The 16,118-nt window shown below is 36.4% G+C and carries 9 protein-coding genes and 1 riboswitch; of the genes, 5 read left to right on the top strand and 4 right to left on the bottom strand.

The window, feature by feature from the left end; translation table 11 throughout:
- The first annotated feature begins 123 nt into the window (after positions 1-123).
- Both gntT and guaB read left to right on the top strand, forming a co-directional pair.
- On the top strand, positions 124-1,446 hold the full coding sequence (gene gntT / locus J3U14_RS10315; RefSeq protein ID WP_267352182.1) for a gluconate transporter: 1,323 nt from the start codon (positions 124-126) through the stop codon (positions 1,444-1,446).
- 162 nt (positions 1,447-1,608) lie between these two features.
- Positions 1,609-3,075, top strand: a complete 1,467-nt coding sequence (guaB, locus tag J3U14_RS10310; RefSeq protein WP_220215297.1) for an IMP dehydrogenase — start codon at positions 1,609-1,611, stop codon at positions 3,073-3,075.
- 144 nt (positions 3,076-3,219) lie between these two features.
- Here the strand turns inward: guaB and J3U14_RS10305 are convergent, their stop codons facing one another.
- Positions 3,220-4,236 (bottom strand): amidohydrolase family protein, encoded by a 1,017-nt coding sequence (locus J3U14_RS10305; protein WP_267352181.1) that lies wholly within the window; start codon positions 4,234-4,236, stop codon positions 3,220-3,222.
- A gap of 454 nt (positions 4,237-4,690) precedes the next feature.
- Here J3U14_RS10305 and J3U14_RS10300 point away from each other — a divergent pair, with 454 nt between their 5' ends.
- Positions 4,691-4,981 (top strand): putative quinol monooxygenase, encoded by a 291-nt coding sequence (locus tag J3U14_RS10300; RefSeq protein WP_267352180.1) that lies wholly within the window; start codon positions 4,691-4,693, stop codon positions 4,979-4,981.
- A 193-nt stretch (positions 4,982-5,174) separates the two neighbouring features.
- Here the strand turns inward: J3U14_RS10300 and argS are convergent, their stop codons facing one another.
- The 3 genes from argS to J3U14_RS10285 form a co-directional block, all read right to left on the bottom strand.
- Positions 5,175-6,908, bottom strand: coding sequence for an arginine--tRNA ligase (gene argS / locus J3U14_RS10295; protein WP_267352179.1), 1,734 nt, complete (start codon positions 6,906-6,908; stop codon positions 5,175-5,177).
- Between the two features lie 206 nt (positions 6,909-7,114).
- Positions 7,115-12,109: an AAA domain-containing protein gene (locus J3U14_RS10290; protein ID WP_267352178.1), complete on the bottom strand. Its 4,995-nt coding sequence runs from the start codon at positions 12,107-12,109 to the stop codon at positions 7,115-7,117.
- 345 nt (positions 12,110-12,454) lie between these two features.
- The gene (locus tag J3U14_RS10285; protein ID WP_267352177.1) at positions 12,455-13,072 is read right to left on the bottom strand and encodes a hypothetical protein; all 618 of its coding nucleotides are present in this window, start codon (positions 13,070-13,072) and stop codon (positions 12,455-12,457) included.
- Positions 13,073-13,383: 311 nt separating this feature from the next.
- A riboswitch (TPP riboswitch) is annotated at positions 13,384-13,486 on the top strand.
- A gap of 40 nt (positions 13,487-13,526) precedes the next feature.
- Between J3U14_RS10285 and thiB the strand changes: the two genes are divergently transcribed.
- Both thiB and thiP read left to right on the top strand, forming a co-directional pair.
- Positions 13,527-14,519: a thiamine ABC transporter substrate binding subunit gene (gene thiB, locus J3U14_RS10280; RefSeq protein ID WP_267352176.1), complete on the top strand. Its 993-nt coding sequence runs from the start codon at positions 13,527-13,529 to the stop codon at positions 14,517-14,519.
- Positions 14,520-14,533: 14 nt separating this feature from the next.
- A complete protein-coding gene (gene thiP, locus J3U14_RS10275; RefSeq protein WP_267352175.1) occupies positions 14,534-16,111 on the top strand; it encodes a thiamine/thiamine pyrophosphate ABC transporter permease in 1,578 nt (525 codons plus the stop codon).
- The last annotated feature ends 7 nt before the right edge of the window (positions 16,112-16,118 follow it).

Here is a 16,118-nt window from a genome sequence, read left to right as displayed (position 1 = left end):
CCCATAAAATGCGATGTGTTCAAATCTTAATTGATTTGCAATTTACTAATTATGTTTAAAGTATTTAAGTCTAGCTGTGTCAATTTAACCAGATTGGATGTTGTTGATTAAGAGGAGTTGATTATGCCATTAATCATTATTGCTTTTGGTGTCTTGATGTTATTGATTCTCATGTTACCTTTACGAGTTAATGGTTTTATCGCATTAATTTTGGTGGCACTTAGTGTCGGTGTTCTGGAAGGGATGCCCGTTATGGAGGTCATCAAATCAATTAAAAATGGTGTCGGTGGCACGCTTGGCAGCTTAGCATTAATTATGGGATTTGGCGCAATGTTAGGCAAATTACTCGCCGATTGTGGAGGTGCACAGCGGATAGCAACAACGCTCATTGCCACTTTCGGCGATAAAAAGATTCAATGGGCAGTGACGCTTACGGGATTTATTGTTGGATTTGCTCTGTTTTATGAGGTTGGTTTCGTTTTATTGTTACCCTTAATTTTAACTATAGCAGCAACCTTAGGTATCTCTCCGCTATATATTGGTATTCCCATGGCGGCGGCTTTGTCGGTTACACATGGTTTTTTACCGCCTCATCCTGGACCAACAGCGATTGCACAAATATTTAAAGCCGATATGGGAAAAACCTTACTTTATGGCACAATTATAGGTATTCCATCCGTCATACTAGCTGGGCCTATTTTAACTAAATTACCTTTTATTCGTGCGATTAATCATCCTGTTGAAGAAGGCTTATATAATACTAAAACATTTACTGAACAGCAGATGCCTAGTTTTCGTGTCAGTCTTATTACCGCATTGATTCCAGTTATATTAATGTCAATCCGAGCCATAAGTGAAATGACGTTAAATAATGGGCATTGGTTGCTACCCTATGTTGAATTTTTTGGGGATCCAGTCATTGCAACGCTGATATCAGTATTAATAGCCATATTCACTTTTGGTTTATTGCGTGGCCGTAGCATGTCAGACATCAATGCTAGCTTAGTTGATTCAATTAAAATTATTGCAATGATGTTATTGATTATTGGTGGTGGTGGGGCATTTAAACAAGTTCTTGTCGATAGTGGCGTGAAAGTTTATATCGAACAGATAATGTATGGATCGACTATTTCCCCCATTGTTATGGCGTGGCTAATTGCAGCCTTATTAAGATTAGCCTTAGGGTCGGCAACGGTTGCAGCACTAACGGCAGGTGGGATTGTTTTCCCATTAATTGCTTCAACGGGTGTTAGCCCAGAATTAATGGTTATTGCAACGGGTGCGGGTAGTGTCGTTTTTTCGCATGTAAATGATCCTGGCTTTTGGTTATTTAAAGAATATTTTAATCTGAGCATTACCGAAACATTGAAATCATGGTCTTTACTCGAAACAGTGATATCTGTCAGTGGATTAATCGGCTGTTTGATCATTAATCTTTTTTTATAAGGTTAGTTTGTATGAGATATAATTATTTTTGATGAAATAATAAGAAGGATAACTGTTCAAACTATTTCAAGAATCAAAATACCGCTGGTCTTTTATCGCAAAAGTCAGTAGAATACATCGGCAATATTTTATCAACAATTCAACTCAATGGTGAATATTGTCATGTCTCGTATAGTTAAAGAAGCACTTACATTTGATGATGTGTTATTAGTTCCTGCCCACTCCACGGTATTACCCAACACTGCGGTTATTTCTACTCAGCTAACCCAAACAATTAAACTCAATATTCCGATGCTGTCAGCTGCAATGGATACGGTGACTGAATCCGATTTAGCCATCGCCCTTGCGCAAGAAGGCGGAATTGGTTTTATCCATAAAAATATGTCAATCGAAGCTCAGGCTAACCATGTAAAAAGGGTGAAAAAGCATGAAAGCGGTATCGTCCAAGATCCCGTGACCGTTTTACCTACTGCCACGATTCGAGATGTTATCGAACTTGCTAAAGAATATGGTTTTGCCGGTTTCCCTGTGGTTACTCAATCTCAAGAGTTAGTCGGGATTATTACCGCTCGAGATGTTCGTTTTGCGACTGATTTATCGTTACCGGTAACGGCAGTCATGACACCAAAAGAACGACTTGTTACGGTAAAAGAGGGCGAACAACGTGAAATTGTGCTGAAAAAAATGCATGAACACCGTGTTGAAAAAGTGTTAGTTGTTGATTCCAAATTTCACCTTAAAGGAATGATAACGGTTAAGGACTACAATAAAGCAGAACAAAAACCACATGCTTGCAAAGATGAAAAAGGGCGTTTGCGCGTAGGGGCAGCGGTGGGCGCTGGTGCAGGCAATGAAGAACGGATTGCGGCATTGGTTGAAGCAGGTGTTGATGTTTTATTGATTGACTCATCTCATGGACATTCAGAAGGTGTATTAGAGCGGATTCGTCAGACAAGGCAGGCGTATCCGGAATTACAAATTATTGGGGGGAATATTGCTACTGCGGAAGGTGCAAAAGCATTAATCGATGCAGGGGTAAATGCAGTTAAAGTCGGTATTGGTCCAGGCTCTATCTGTACTACGCGTATTGTGACAGGTGTTGGTGTGCCACAAATTAGTGCCATTATGGATGCAGTTGAAATGGCTCAACGACATAATATCCCTGTTATTGCTGATGGTGGTATTCGTTTTTCGGGTGACATTGCTAAAGCCATTGCCGCAGGTGCATCATGTGTTATGGTTGGCTCAATGTTTGCTGGAACAGAAGAAGCCCCTGGTGAAATCGAATTATATCAAGGTCGAGCTTATAAATCTTATCGAGGTATGGGATCACTTGGCGCAATGGCGAAAGGTTCATCTGATCGTTATTTCCAATCTGATAATGCCGCTGATAAATTAGTTCCTGAAGGTATTGAAGGCCGTATTGCCTATAAAGGCCCATTAAAAGAAATCATTCACCAACAAATGGGAGGATTACGTTCTTGTATGGGATTAACTGGCTGTGCCACTATCGATGAGTTACGGACTCAATCTAAATTTTATCGAATAACCGGTGCCGGTATGAAAGAAAGCCATGTTCACGATGTGCTAATAACCAAAGAGCCACCAAATTATCGAGCTGGATCTTAATTTTTTATCAATATTAAAGCGTCGTTAATCATTGACGCTGTTCAGTAATAGTAAAAATCCCAACAATCTCAGCGTTGTTGGGATTTTTAATCTTTAAAGGGAATAGTTTGCTTTAAAAACTTGGTTTATAACGTTTTGCGTTAATTACTCAAGTCCCAGCACTTTACGTCCATTCCGAGTGGCGACGTTAACCACATTATCTAAATCGGTATATCGACATCCGGTTACAAGCAGTTTTAGCTCTTCCCACATATTACCCGTTGAAAAGGGGAGCATATAATCACTGACATTATCGGTACCAATCGCAACAGGAATTCCAGCGGCGGCTAATTCATCGACAGGGGTTAAGGAGTTACGGGTTGGGCCTTGTTCTTCACGCCTTGGACTGTCAATCCACGCAAACGGACAGGCAATCACCATCATTTGGGCTTCTTTCATTTTTTGGTATAATTTTTGACGATATTCTAAGCTATGGGCAGTAATTGAAATACTATGAATTGCCACTACACGACCATGCATTGAATGTTCTAAGGTTTTATCTGTTAATTGCTCTGTTTCTATCTCATCGGATGAATTAAATTGATCTACATGAACATGCACCATTTTGCCTAAAGATTTGCCCGTTTGCATTAATACATCCAGATGTTTAAGTCCCATACCTTCACCATGATCACGTTCATCACGGCGAGGTAAGCCACCAATAATATCGACAAGATCGGCACCTTTATCAAACCAATAGCGAGCCTCTTTATCAATCACGCCTTTTAAGGTCTGATTCACCAGTTTAATGGTGATATCGTTTTTATAGGTTTCTCGTGCTCGTAATGCGCCTTTGATTGCACGTTCTTCAGCGATAGGGTCAATATCCACAAATGATCCCATGGCACTAACACCTTGTTCAATCATTCGTTCAACAGCCATACTAAAATGACGATAATAGTCTTCTTCGGTCATGGCGGCTTTGACTTTGTCTAACGTATCCCATTTTTCAATCAATGTCTGTTTTTGGTACACATCAAAACTGTCAACGGTAATTGTAAAAGCACGATCAGCGTGCATATGTGCATTAACCCAACCGCCATTTTGCTTGATTTTGTTCATTAAAAATGCTTTTAAACTTTGATCTCGACTGGTTAATAACATCTTTTTGTTGTCTGTCATAATATGCCTCTACAAATAAATTACCTAAAGTTGGTTTAAAAATTCAAAAATAACAGCTAAAAAAAATCCTCCATAAAGGAGGATTAAAAATAGAACCAACAATGTTTAAAATCTGGATTGTTGATTCACATGGCTTCATAGTTTAAAGACTCTAGCAGGTTATTTAGTAGCAGAAATTCTAAACCTATCTTGATTAATATCAAGCATTATAACAGTGAAAATATGCAAATAAATGATATGGTTAAAGTATTATTTTTTAGATTTTCTTGTCATCATTTGATGGTCATTAACAATTTTGGTTTTATTTTGGGTAACATGATTAGGATAACGGATTAATTTTTATCAATAAGCGATTGTCAAAAAAATGAGATTTTCCATAATGCTTTTTTATTGATGTTAAAACAACCTATGTTAGTATAAAGTTGATAAAGTTTGCCTAAGATAAGAGGTTATTATGAGCCAGTTAAATATTGTTGCTACGCTAAAAATCAAGTCAGAAAATCATGCCGCTTTTCAAACGCTTTTTAAAAAACTTGTTGAAGCAAGCCGTAAAGAAGCGGGATGTATTCGTTATGAACTTAATCAAAGCATCGATGATCCCGATGTTTATGTCGTCATTGAAACATGGGCTTCGAAACAAGCAATTGATTTGCACAATCATACACCACATTTTATTGAATTCGCCGCATTTGCTAAAGAGCATTGCGAAAAACTCGAAATTTGTATTGTGAAACCTGTGTTATAAGATTAAACCGAACAAGCGATTAACCAAATTGTGTGAGAAAGAAAATTGGTCAAGAAATATTATATTAATAACGCGGATGGGATAAAGTTTGGAGCAGTTTAATCAGGTCAATCGGTTGCCAAAACTTTTGTTGACAACCGATTTAATAAAGTGATGAATGGCGTTATAACATCAGGCATCTATTCTGTTGAAATTACATTTTTTCAACGGTTTTTATGCCTAACATATCTAATCCTACTTTCAGTGTTTTAGCTGTCAAAGAAGCCAGTTTTAAGCGACTTAATTTTAGGTTTTCATTTTCAGCTGTTAAAATAGGGCAGTTTTCGTAAAAACTTGAAAAAAGCGTTGCAATGTCATAAAGATAAGCACAAAGCACGTGAGGCGTTCCTTCATTTGCTAACACTGAAATAGTTTCATCAAATTGAATTAGTCGAGTGGCTAATGCGCGTTCTTTTTCTGTTTCTAAAATAATACTTCCCGATAAGTCATCTTCTGAAATATTGGATTTTCTAAATACCGATAACACACGAGTATAAGCATATTGTAAGTAGGGTGCCGTATTACCTTCAAAAGAGAGCATATTGTCCCAATCAAAAACATAATCAGTGGTACGATTTTTAGAAAGATCAGCGTATTTAACCGCACCAATTGCAACGGCATCGACGACTTGGGCTAACTCTTGTTCAGTGAGTTCTGGATTTTTACTTTGAATTAAGACTTTTGCCCGTTCGGTCGCTTCATCTAAAAGATCATTTAATTTAACCGTATCACCTGATCGTGTTTTAAACGGTTTACCGTCTTTTCCTAACATCATACCAAACATATGGTGTTCGAGTTTTAAAGAATCAGGCACATATTTGGCTTTATGTACAATTGTCCAAACTTGTTCTAAATGCTGATGCTGACGTGAGTCGGTATAATAAAGTATGCGATCGGCATGTAGTGTTTCATAACGATATTTGGCACAGGCGATATCGGTTGTTGCATAAAGGTAACCGCCGTCGCGTTTTTGAATAATCACGCCCATTGGTTCGCCTTCTTTATTTTTGTATTCATCTAAAAATACAACGATTGCACCTTCGCTTTCTACCGCTAATTTTTTATGTTTTAAGTCTGCCACAATGCCGGGTAACATTTTGTTATAAATGCTTTCGCCCATGGTGTCTTCAACGGAAAGTGTGACATTTAACCGTTTGTAAGTCGCAATATTTTGCGTCATGGTAATATCGACCAATTTTCGCCACATTTCACGACAATATTCATCACCACCTTGCAGTTTTACAACATAATTACGTGCTTTTTCAGCAAAAACTTCGTCTTCATCGTAATGTTTTTTGGCTGCTCGATAAAACGATTCCAGATCGGATAGTTGCATATCATTTGCATGTTCATTTTGCATTTTTTCCAGATAAGCAATGAGCATCCCAAATTGTGTTCCCCAGTCACCGACATGGTTAGCACGGATAACATTATGACCAAGAAAAGTTAAAACTCGTACAGTGGCATCCCCGATGATTGTTGAACGTAAATGACCGACATGCATCTCTTTGGCAACATTCGGTGCTGAGTAGTCTACAACAATCGTTTGTGCTTTTGCAGGTAAGGTAATATTCAGTTTATCGCTACTCAGTGCAACTTCATTTTGTTGAGCAATCCAACTATTTTTTAAAAAGATGTTAATAAAACCGGGGCCAGCAATTTCGACTTTTTCGGCAATGTCATCAATATCTAGATGTTGTAAAACCTTTTCTGCCAACGCTCTTGGTGGCATTCCTAGTTTTTTGGCGGTTGCCATGATGCCATTAGCTTGATAATCGCCAAATTGTACTTTAGCTGATTGTTTAATTAAGGCATCACAGTTATTATCAGCACCGGCCATTATCATTGCTTGCGAAACACGTTGAGTTAGTAATTGTTGAATATTCACACTAAACCTAATCAATTATCATAAATGCCCAATATAATACCGATAAAGTAAACACTTGTCACGGCTCAGATGATGTCGTTTACTTTAGTTTAACAGGGTTTTGATTTCCTATTAGGGTATTTTTCAATCAAAAGCATGATTGACAAAAATGACCGATGTTAATCGATCAATTTGGTGATAAACAGAGTCAAAATTTGATTGACATTCTAGTCGTTGAGTGTGTGCTTGATCTTTGTTCCCAATATATTTTCAATATAATGTTGTAGTCGTTGCTTTTCATGATCATTATTTTCATACCAGTTACGTGAAGATAGGCGAAATATATGCGGAATGGTTCTAGATAATACCGATTGTCGCCAAATGTTTCTATATCGTGCATTGGATAATAACGGGTGAATTGGCGCATCGCACTCAATGCCGATACAATAAAGTTTAGTGCTCGGATCTTCAATAGTAAAATCTAATGTAAATACGCCACAGCCTGAGTGGCGGCTATAGGATAAATTGAGCGAACGAATAAAAGTTTCTACATCGTCAAGCAGTCCGTCATCGTGTTGTGTTGGTATTGGCAAATCAGATTGCTTATGTGCCTGTTCGATCAGGTTAAGTAATAATTCAGCAAAAGTAAAATTACCTTCAGATAATGCTTTAGAATAAGCTAAATAGTATTGTAGGTAATCACGAGGGGAGGTTGGAGCACGTTTATTGGCTAGCGCATCAGAAACATCTTCAATAGGCATTGAGGAGATCAAAATGACTTTTTGGCGAGCTCGGGTGATTGCTACATTTAAGCGCCTTTCGCCACCTTGTTGCCCTAGTATGCCAAAATTTCGCCTGAAAATACCTTGTTTATTACGACCAAATGTCGTTGAAAAGATGATAACATCACGTTCATCGCCCTGCACATTTTCAACATTTTTGATAAAAATTGATACATCTTCACCCTGATCGAATCGTTGATTTTCTTGTTCAAAAATGTCTGAAAATTTTTTATCTAAATTGGCTTTTTCATAAAAACACTTTTCAATCAAATCTGCCTGCTTTTTGTTAAAGGTTACAACGCCTATGGATGGACGATGAGTCGCATCTTTTTTCCAAATGTTATCGACCATTTCAACAACTTTTATTGCTTCACTATAATTGCGTTGATCTTCATATAGACCATTTACCCAAATATATTCAAGTGGTTTGATTTGCTTAATGATATTAGCTGAATGTCTGACAGGTACGTTTAGTTGGCTATGGTAAAAAGCGGTATTGGAATAGTTAATCAGCTCACGATAAGCGGAACGGTAATGAATTTGTAAATAAGTTGTTGGCAACACAGTGCGAGAAAGTTGTAATAAATCCGGACAATCCATAATTTCTTTTAAATTCCAACGATTGAGTAGAGGATTTTCGTTAACTTCTTGTGATAGTGCTTGAATAGTATCATCATCAGCCTCTTCGACTATGTCAGCGTCTGTTTGTACGCCAAAAAATGTAGTGGGTGGCATCTGTTTGTCATCACCACTGACTATGGCAATTTTGCCCCGATAAAGAGTAGGTATAGCGTATTCAATGGGCATTTGTGAGGCTTCGTCATAGATGACCAAATCAAATAATCCCGCTTTTAATGGCAATAAGCGACTTGCGGTGTCGGGATTCATTAACCAAATTGGTCTTAAGAACATTAATCCAAGCGGTATACCTTGCTCGATGAATTCACGTAATCGTTTGGCGCGTTGACCTGTTAGCCTTGTTATTCCTTCCCACCTTTTGGGATCAGCTATCTGATTACATTTTATATTATTAAGTAGTAACTGTTTATTCAGTTGATGCAGCTGTTCGTCGTTAGATTTTAGCTGTTCAATGGTTTGATTGATAACTTGCTGATCAATCTGTAATATCGGGTTTTCTTGTTCGATGTACAATTTCCAAATCGTTTTAGCTTCATAATCCAATAGTTGTCTAAATTGATATTGTTGGTTTTCTGGGCTTAATAAGGCTAGTTCGGATTCAAAAGGTCTTAGTTTTGCCAATACTTCAAGTGCAGTTTCAGATAATTGAATCGCTTCTTTACGAAATGATTGATACGCTTTTAATGAAGGTAAAACATGGTAAATAGCGTCAATAGTTGAAGGTGTTGGTTGACTTTTAACAATCGCCTGTAAACAGTTTTGATACAGGTTTTCATTTAAAAATTGATTGAGCAAGGATAAATGTTGTTCTGAATCTTGACGATATTGATAACGAACAAAGGCCGCTTCGTATTCATTAATTAAATCTTGAAAAGCGTCGCTACTTTTCAATAATGATTGCTCCACATACTGACTATAAGGTGCTTGGTGAATTTTATCAGCCCATGCTTTGACTTCTTCAAGTTCCGATAATGTTTCCTCGATCAAGTATTGAGTGGTATCAAGATTAAGCGTTAAATTGTGTTGAGGTAATTGCAAATCAACAAAGATACTCAGTAACGTTTTGCGAATTGGCCGATATTCAGACTCCAATAATAGCGACTCATAAAGCATTGGAATGCGGTTAATGTTTGCTTCCTCACCGTGCATAGCTAAAAAGTTAAAAAGTCCTTTTTTTGCTAAATAGCGTTGCAAACTCAGGCATTTGTACCAAGCATTAGGGGTTATGAGTTTTCTTGCTTTACTCAGTAAATCTTCTAGTATCTTTGGCTCTAAATAACAAAATTTTTGAGACAGGTGGCACCAAGCCTCTGAGTTTAAATAAGATAGCTGATTTTGCAAAAATTTTAACCCATTGATGAGTCTATCACCTTCTAAATTACCTGTTTGGATATTTTGAATTTTGAACAAGGGTAACCATTTTAATAGCCGCTCCCGAAGATTTTCCGTGATATTTAAAAAAGCTTCACTCTCTTTTTTAAGCCACTGTTGATGAGGGAGGGGATCATCAACATCAAATTGGATAGGTTGGTTATCAAGATTTGCTGTTCTAACGTGTTCAACTTGAATAAATTGAGTCAGTGATTGATTAAATAAATTTATCGTAATTGGATCATTTGAAAATTCTGTTAATTCTGATAATGGACTATGTTCAAATTTTGCCGGTAACCACAGTGAAAGTAAGGGTGAACACTGATTTTTAATCATTGATAGTTGTTTGACATCAAGATTCTGAAATACTTTGCCTAATTCCGGTACGGTTAATTTGGGTGGATTGTTGGCAATCGTGATTAAATCAGCGATTAACTCCCGATAACTTAAACCAAAGTGGGTCTGTTGAGTATATAATGCCTCATCATATTGATCGAGCTGTGCTTCCAGTTTTGTTACTGTTTTTGCCAGTTTGATGCGCGCTTTAATGTAGTTATCTGAAGGCAGGTTTTTGTCCAGCAAATCAAGCTGTTGACGAATACTATTAATCAATTTGGAGCGATCAGCATTAATATCGTTAATCATTATACTGCGCGTATCAAGGCCTTCGGCAGTTAAACGCTTATGAACAACTTCAAGGGCCGCTTTTTTCTGACAAACAATCAGTACCGTTTTATGGCGTCCAATTGCGTCGCCAACCATATTTACAATGGTTTGACTTTTTCCGGTTCCTGGTGGGCCTTCAATTAACAAACCGGGCGCTAATCGTGCTTGTAAAACAGCGTTTTCTTGGCTTGGGTCACTGGCAACCGAAAAAAAACAATTTTGTACGTCTGGTTTTTCAATTTGATCATCGATTTGAGAATTGGATTTCAGTTTTAGAGCGGTTTCAAGTGCTGTGTTGTCGTAGTCGAGTTTTTTTAATTGACTGAGTTCTTCACCAATTGATTGTCCTATAAAGTTGGCATCAAATAACACAGCGGAACAAGCAAAGTAGATTTTACCTTTTTCTGGTTCAAACGATGTTGGTAAATCATCGATTTGACTCGACAAAATTTGTCCTAACGACTTTAATTCATTCATAACCTCAAGGGTATTTAACGTTGAACGTAATAATAAGTCATCAAAAACATGTTTCCATTGATTAAAAAGTGTTTTGCCCAAAATCCCTTTAAGTGCGGGATTAATTCTTATTTCTTCTCGTTGACGATCAAAGGCGAGTGTAAGTCGTTTCATTGATGCCATATCGTCATTCATTTTTATGGGCCAAAGTAATAACGGTGCTATTCTGGGTAACCGATTGCCACTGGTTTCTTGATAAACTAAAAAAGGAAAGCCCATATAAAGACTGTCAATGCCCGTATCCCGTTGATAAATAGTGGTTGTCCGAAATAAGTTGCGTAATTTAATTTCAAGAAGTTCATTCGTTTCGAATACGGCTTTAATATCGATTTGTTGCTGACGAGGTTGTCGAGCAAGAATATGATCAAGTAGTTTATTTGACGGTAAAGATGCGGTTCCTAATAAGTTAAGATCAATACGTGGTGTAAAACGACCTAGGTTCATCCTAACTAACGGGCCTTGCAAGATACTCATTGATACTTTTTTATGAAAGAAATCGATAATTCGAGATGAGTATTTTTTTAATGGCGGTTTAATCCAATGTTCATTAGGAATGCTCAATAAAACCAAGAGCCGACAAAATGGTATACGTTTTTCAAAACGATACTGCTGTGTCCACTGATCAAGCTCTTCATGACCCAGTTCGGCAAATCCTTCTATTCGCTCATCCAATAGTTGATATAGTCTTAATCTAGGTTGCTTAAAATAATTTGCTAACTCTTCATCGCTTAAAATATCAATATTATAATCATTGGCTAATTGTTTACATTCATTGATGACGTTATTCGCCGTTTTAAATTGATCTTCTTGTGCACTGAGTAAAATGATTAGATCATCTTCACTAATATTGTTACGTTCCATTAATGATAATAATCCAAGATTATTGGCATCAGGAAAGCAAGATGAGCGTTTAGTCCACATTACCATTAATTGGTTTTTAGAACAGGCTACTTGAAGTGTTTTTAGTCGGTTTTCATCCAATTTGATTTGTAAATTTGATGCACGTAAGCGAACATTATTGGCGCGTATAGATAATTGCCATAACCCTAGTTTAGATTTATGCTCTTTAATAGGCATAGTTTCACTAATCAATTGAAATTTTTTTAATGGTTTTGTATCAATAGAATTTTTGAGTGAAACGGATAATAGGTCATAATGATATGTTTTATCATCGATCATTTGCTTACTTAGTATTTCATTATCGAATCGTTCAGTTTGGCAATGACCACAGTGACGCTCTAACTCCATTTTGTATTCCTTATATTCAACTCAATGTTGATGTTATTTTTATCATTTTTATTTATATTGAATTGTAGAATGACAATGATTATTTATAAAGACTAATTTTAATACAGTCGATAGAAAACACGCATTTTAGCCCGATTTGGGTTAGCAAATGGCATCTATTATTTTGTTAAATATACAATTCAAAAAAAGCCCGAAAATTCTTATTGATTTTTAAGTTATCTATATTAAATCAATATCAATCTATTTTGAATTCATTATGACCTCTTAAGTAAACCGGCTTTGTGCGATGATCTTTTAAAAAACGAGCTACTCTAGTTATTCATCATTTATATTTTTACGGATTGCTTAACTGGATGCTGTCACAGGAATATGACGAATCTTAGGGTTATTAATGAGTAACCAATCGGGTAAATTACTTTCTTTTTCAACTAGCCAAATAATGGTATTTATAAATAATCGATCGTTTGAACCTTTAGGTTTTGGGTATTCAAGTTGTGAAAGTGCTAAAGAACGCGCAAAAAGTTGATGCTCACTAAAACTCATATTATGACGATTTTTAGACAAATGTGATTCATAATCAATTATCAACGCAACAGGCTGTTGATCATAGTTGACTAGTTGATCTAACGTGTTACTTAAATGATTTATTTTTGCGGAATCTTTTTTGGGAACAGCATTTAATCTTAGGCGTTTAAACAACGTATCGCTTTTAATTGCGGGTAAGTCTGGTGTTTGAATTTCTTCGAATCCAACATCTGAATTCCACAATAAGACGTGATTAAATTTTGCATTTTTTAATATTCGATAAATCGACAAGACTAATGTTTCGGAAATGATGGTTTCAGTATCAATTTTCGATTGTTGTCGATCATGAATGTTTCCAGATAAAACGAATTGAGGTTTTGAATTTAGATAGCGATTTAAATCACGCATCCAGCGAGGGCTCTTGAAAGATTGAGACATAATTAATCCTTTAATAAAAATCAAATAACTGACGTTTTTATTATATACAAAGCAATTGAGTAACATCTACTATTTTTTTAATTAATAACTTATTTTTATTTAGATTTCTTGAATACTCAATCCGTTAAACAGTGATTAAACTTAGGTAATAATCATAATAAGAGACAATTAAAATCGCTTTAAAATTATCTAATTTTGGAGCATTAATTCGTTACCTTTTTACCTTAACAGTGATTAAACTTGCTTGTTATTATTCATGCTATCGCAATTACAACTGTTTACAATTAATGAGGTAAACACTAAACTATTTATCGTTCTCAACGGGGTGCCCAAATGGCTGAGAATGTTGGTTAACATAACCCGTCGAACCTGAACTGGATCATGCCAGCGGAGGGATTTGAGTTATTGTGTCTGCTCAAACCTTTTGTCTTTTATTTACTATTTTGGAGACAAAATGTTTCGTAAGAATCTTCTTTTGTTTTTTGTTTTTTCAGCTTTTTTCTTGATTGATACTGCCAATGCTAAGCCAACTTTAACCGTTTATAGTTACAATTCTTTTATGTCTGAGTGGGGCCCAGGTGAGGCCATTAAGCAAGGTTTTGAAGCGGAGTGTGATTGTCAGTTGGATATCATTTCGTTAGGGGATGGTGTATCTATTTTAAATCGGATCCGGCTCGAAGGGAAAAAGACCAATGCCGATGTTATTTTAGGCTTAGACAATAACATTTTACAGCAAGCTAAGTTAGCCAATATTGTTATTCCTCATCAAATCATTAAACCTGATAATCTTAACACTGATTGGTGGGATAATGATTTTCTTCCTTATGATTTTGGTTATTTTGCTTTTATTTATAACAAAGATAAAATCAAAAATCCTCCCCATAGTATGCAACAACTTGTTGATAATAAAGGCAATTGGCGAATTATTTATCAAGACCCAAGAACCAGTACGCCAGGACTAGGTCTACTGTTTTGGATCAAAAATATCTATGGCGATGATGCTGCCAATGTATGGAAAAAGATCGCTAAAAATACAGTAACCGTCACCAAAGGCTGGAGTGAATCTTATGGTATGTTTTTGAAAGGCGAAGCTGATTTTGTTTTAAGCTACAGTACATCGCCGATTGCTCATATTATGAAAAATGATCCTCGCTATGAGGCAGCCATTTTTGATGAAGGACATTACCGTCAGGTTGAAGTAGCAGGTATAATCAAATACAGTCAGCAACCTGAGTTAGCACGTCAGTTTTTACAGTATTTACTCAGACCTGAAGTACAACGTCAGATTGCTGAAAAGAATGTGATGTACCCGATAATTCAAACGACATTACCTGAGGCTTATCAGCAAATAAAGCCTGTCACTAAGGCGTTAGAATTTGGATCTGAGCAAGTTGAAAAAGGACAAAAAGCTTGGATTCGTGAGTGGCAATCAGCGATCAGTAAGTAATTATAGACATTAACATGTTGAATTTTAGAACGTTAATACCGGGTATTCTTGCCTCCAGTAGCATAATGGTTGTACTGGGTAGTGCATTATTATCCATTGGTTATTACGCAATAACTTCAGGTGAGATAAACAGTTATATTGACAGCTATTTATTACATATTTTGTGGATAACTGTTTATCAAGCCACACTATCAACATGTCTTTCTATTTTCTTGGCTATATTAATGGCAAAAGCTTTATCCATGGTTGAGTTTTGGGGTAAAGGTCTATTGTTGCGAATAATGCCGGTGACGTTTATTTTACCTGCACTGGTTGTTGTGACAGGGCTTTTATCCGTTTATGGGCAACAGGGATTACTGTCAATCTTTGTTGGATATATCGGCTTGCCATTTTCATGGTCAATTTATGGATTACAAGGAATTTTATTAGCACACGTATTTTTGAATTTTCCTTATGCTTGTTGTCTATTTTACCGTACGCTGATGAGTGTGCCTGTTGAACAGAAACAGCTAGCCGCTCAATTGAATTTTTCTGGTTACACTTTTTTTCGATTGGTTGAATGGCCACATCTTCGTCGGCAAATATTGCCTATGGCTTCGCTGATTTTTATGCTCTGTTTTTCAAGTTTTGCGATTGTATTGGCTTTAGGCGGTGGCCCCAAATATACCACCATTGAAGTAGCAATTTATCAATCCATTCGTGATTTTGATTTTATTCAAGCGGTTTTGCTTTCCTTATTGCAATTGCTTTGTTGTGTAGGTTTTATGGGAATAATGCAAAAGTTTAATAATAATAAACAAGTCACAATGCGCTTTATAAAGCAAAACTACCGTTTTCCTGTTTCTGGCTTGGCTGCCTTGCTAAGTTCAATCGTGATTATTATGGGGGGATTATTTATTTTACTTCCTTTGATAAATATCGTGATTGATGGTGTTTATTTTTTCCGTTTGTCACTGTTTACGCCAACCTTTCAACATGCAACCCTGTTTTCACTTTTCATTGCATTGGGGTCAGCCATCGTAACCCTGTTAATGGCACTATTTATTCTTTGGACAAATAGTCGATTGCTCATTTATCAAAAGGTAACGTGGAGTAATCGATTAATGTTAGCCAGTTCGTTAATTTTAGCGATTCCCAGCATGATTTTAGCGTCAGGACTGTTTATATTATTTTATCAGTATGCAGGTAATACTTGGTTTATCTGCATTTTATTAATATTGTGTAATGCTTTAATGGCATTACCTTTTGTCATTAAAAGTCTGGCTACCCCCATGTTCGATGTCACTAAGCGTTATTGGCTATTAAGCCAATCCCTTTGCATTGACGGGGTTAACCATTTTTATTTGATTGAATATAAAGCGTTAAACAAATTAATGTTAAAAAGTTTTGTTTTTTCGGCTATCTTATCTTTAGGGGATTTTGGCATTATCGCACTATTTGGTGGGCAGTCAGTCATCACATTGCCTTATTACCTCTATGAGCAGCTATCACATTATCATTATCAAGATGGTAGTGTCACAGCGGCAATATTATTAATTATCTCTTTTAGTTTATTGGTTTTGGTGGATGATGATCACACTCAATCATATTAATTATCAT

Source organism: Gilliamella sp. B3801 (genome assembly GCF_026536645.1).
Classification (GTDB): domain Bacteria; phylum Pseudomonadota; class Gammaproteobacteria; order Enterobacterales; family Orbaceae; genus Gilliamella; species Gilliamella apicola_I.
Note: the sequence above shows the minus strand (reverse complement) of the source record. Positions and strands in the feature narration are given on the sequence as shown.

Bases quoted from the DNA above. Each gene is read 5' to 3' on its own strand.
- J3U14_RS10305 (WP_267352181.1), bottom strand. From the start codon at position 4,236: ATGACAGACAACAAAAAGATGTTATTAACCAGTCGAGATCAAAGTTTA.
- J3U14_RS10285 (WP_267352177.1), bottom strand. From the start codon at position 13,072: ATGTCTCAATCTTTCAAGAGCCCTCGCTGGATGCGTGATTTAAATCGC.
- thiB (WP_267352176.1), top strand. From the start codon at position 13,527: ATGTTTCGTAAGAATCTTCTTTTGTTTTTTGTTTTTTCAGCTTTTTTC.
- J3U14_RS10300 (WP_267352180.1), top strand. From the start codon at position 4,691: ATGAGCCAGTTAAATATTGTTGCTACGCTAAAAATCAAGTCAGAAAAT.
- gntT (WP_267352182.1), top strand. From the start codon at position 124: ATGCCATTAATCATTATTGCTTTTGGTGTCTTGATGTTATTGATTCTC.
- thiP (WP_267352175.1), top strand. From the start codon at position 14,534: ATGTTGAATTTTAGAACGTTAATACCGGGTATTCTTGCCTCCAGTAGC.
- J3U14_RS10290 (WP_267352178.1), bottom strand. From the start codon at position 12,109: ATGGAGTTAGAGCGTCACTGTGGTCATTGCCAAACTGAACGATTCGAT.
- guaB (WP_220215297.1), top strand. From the start codon at position 1,609: ATGTCTCGTATAGTTAAAGAAGCACTTACATTTGATGATGTGTTATTA.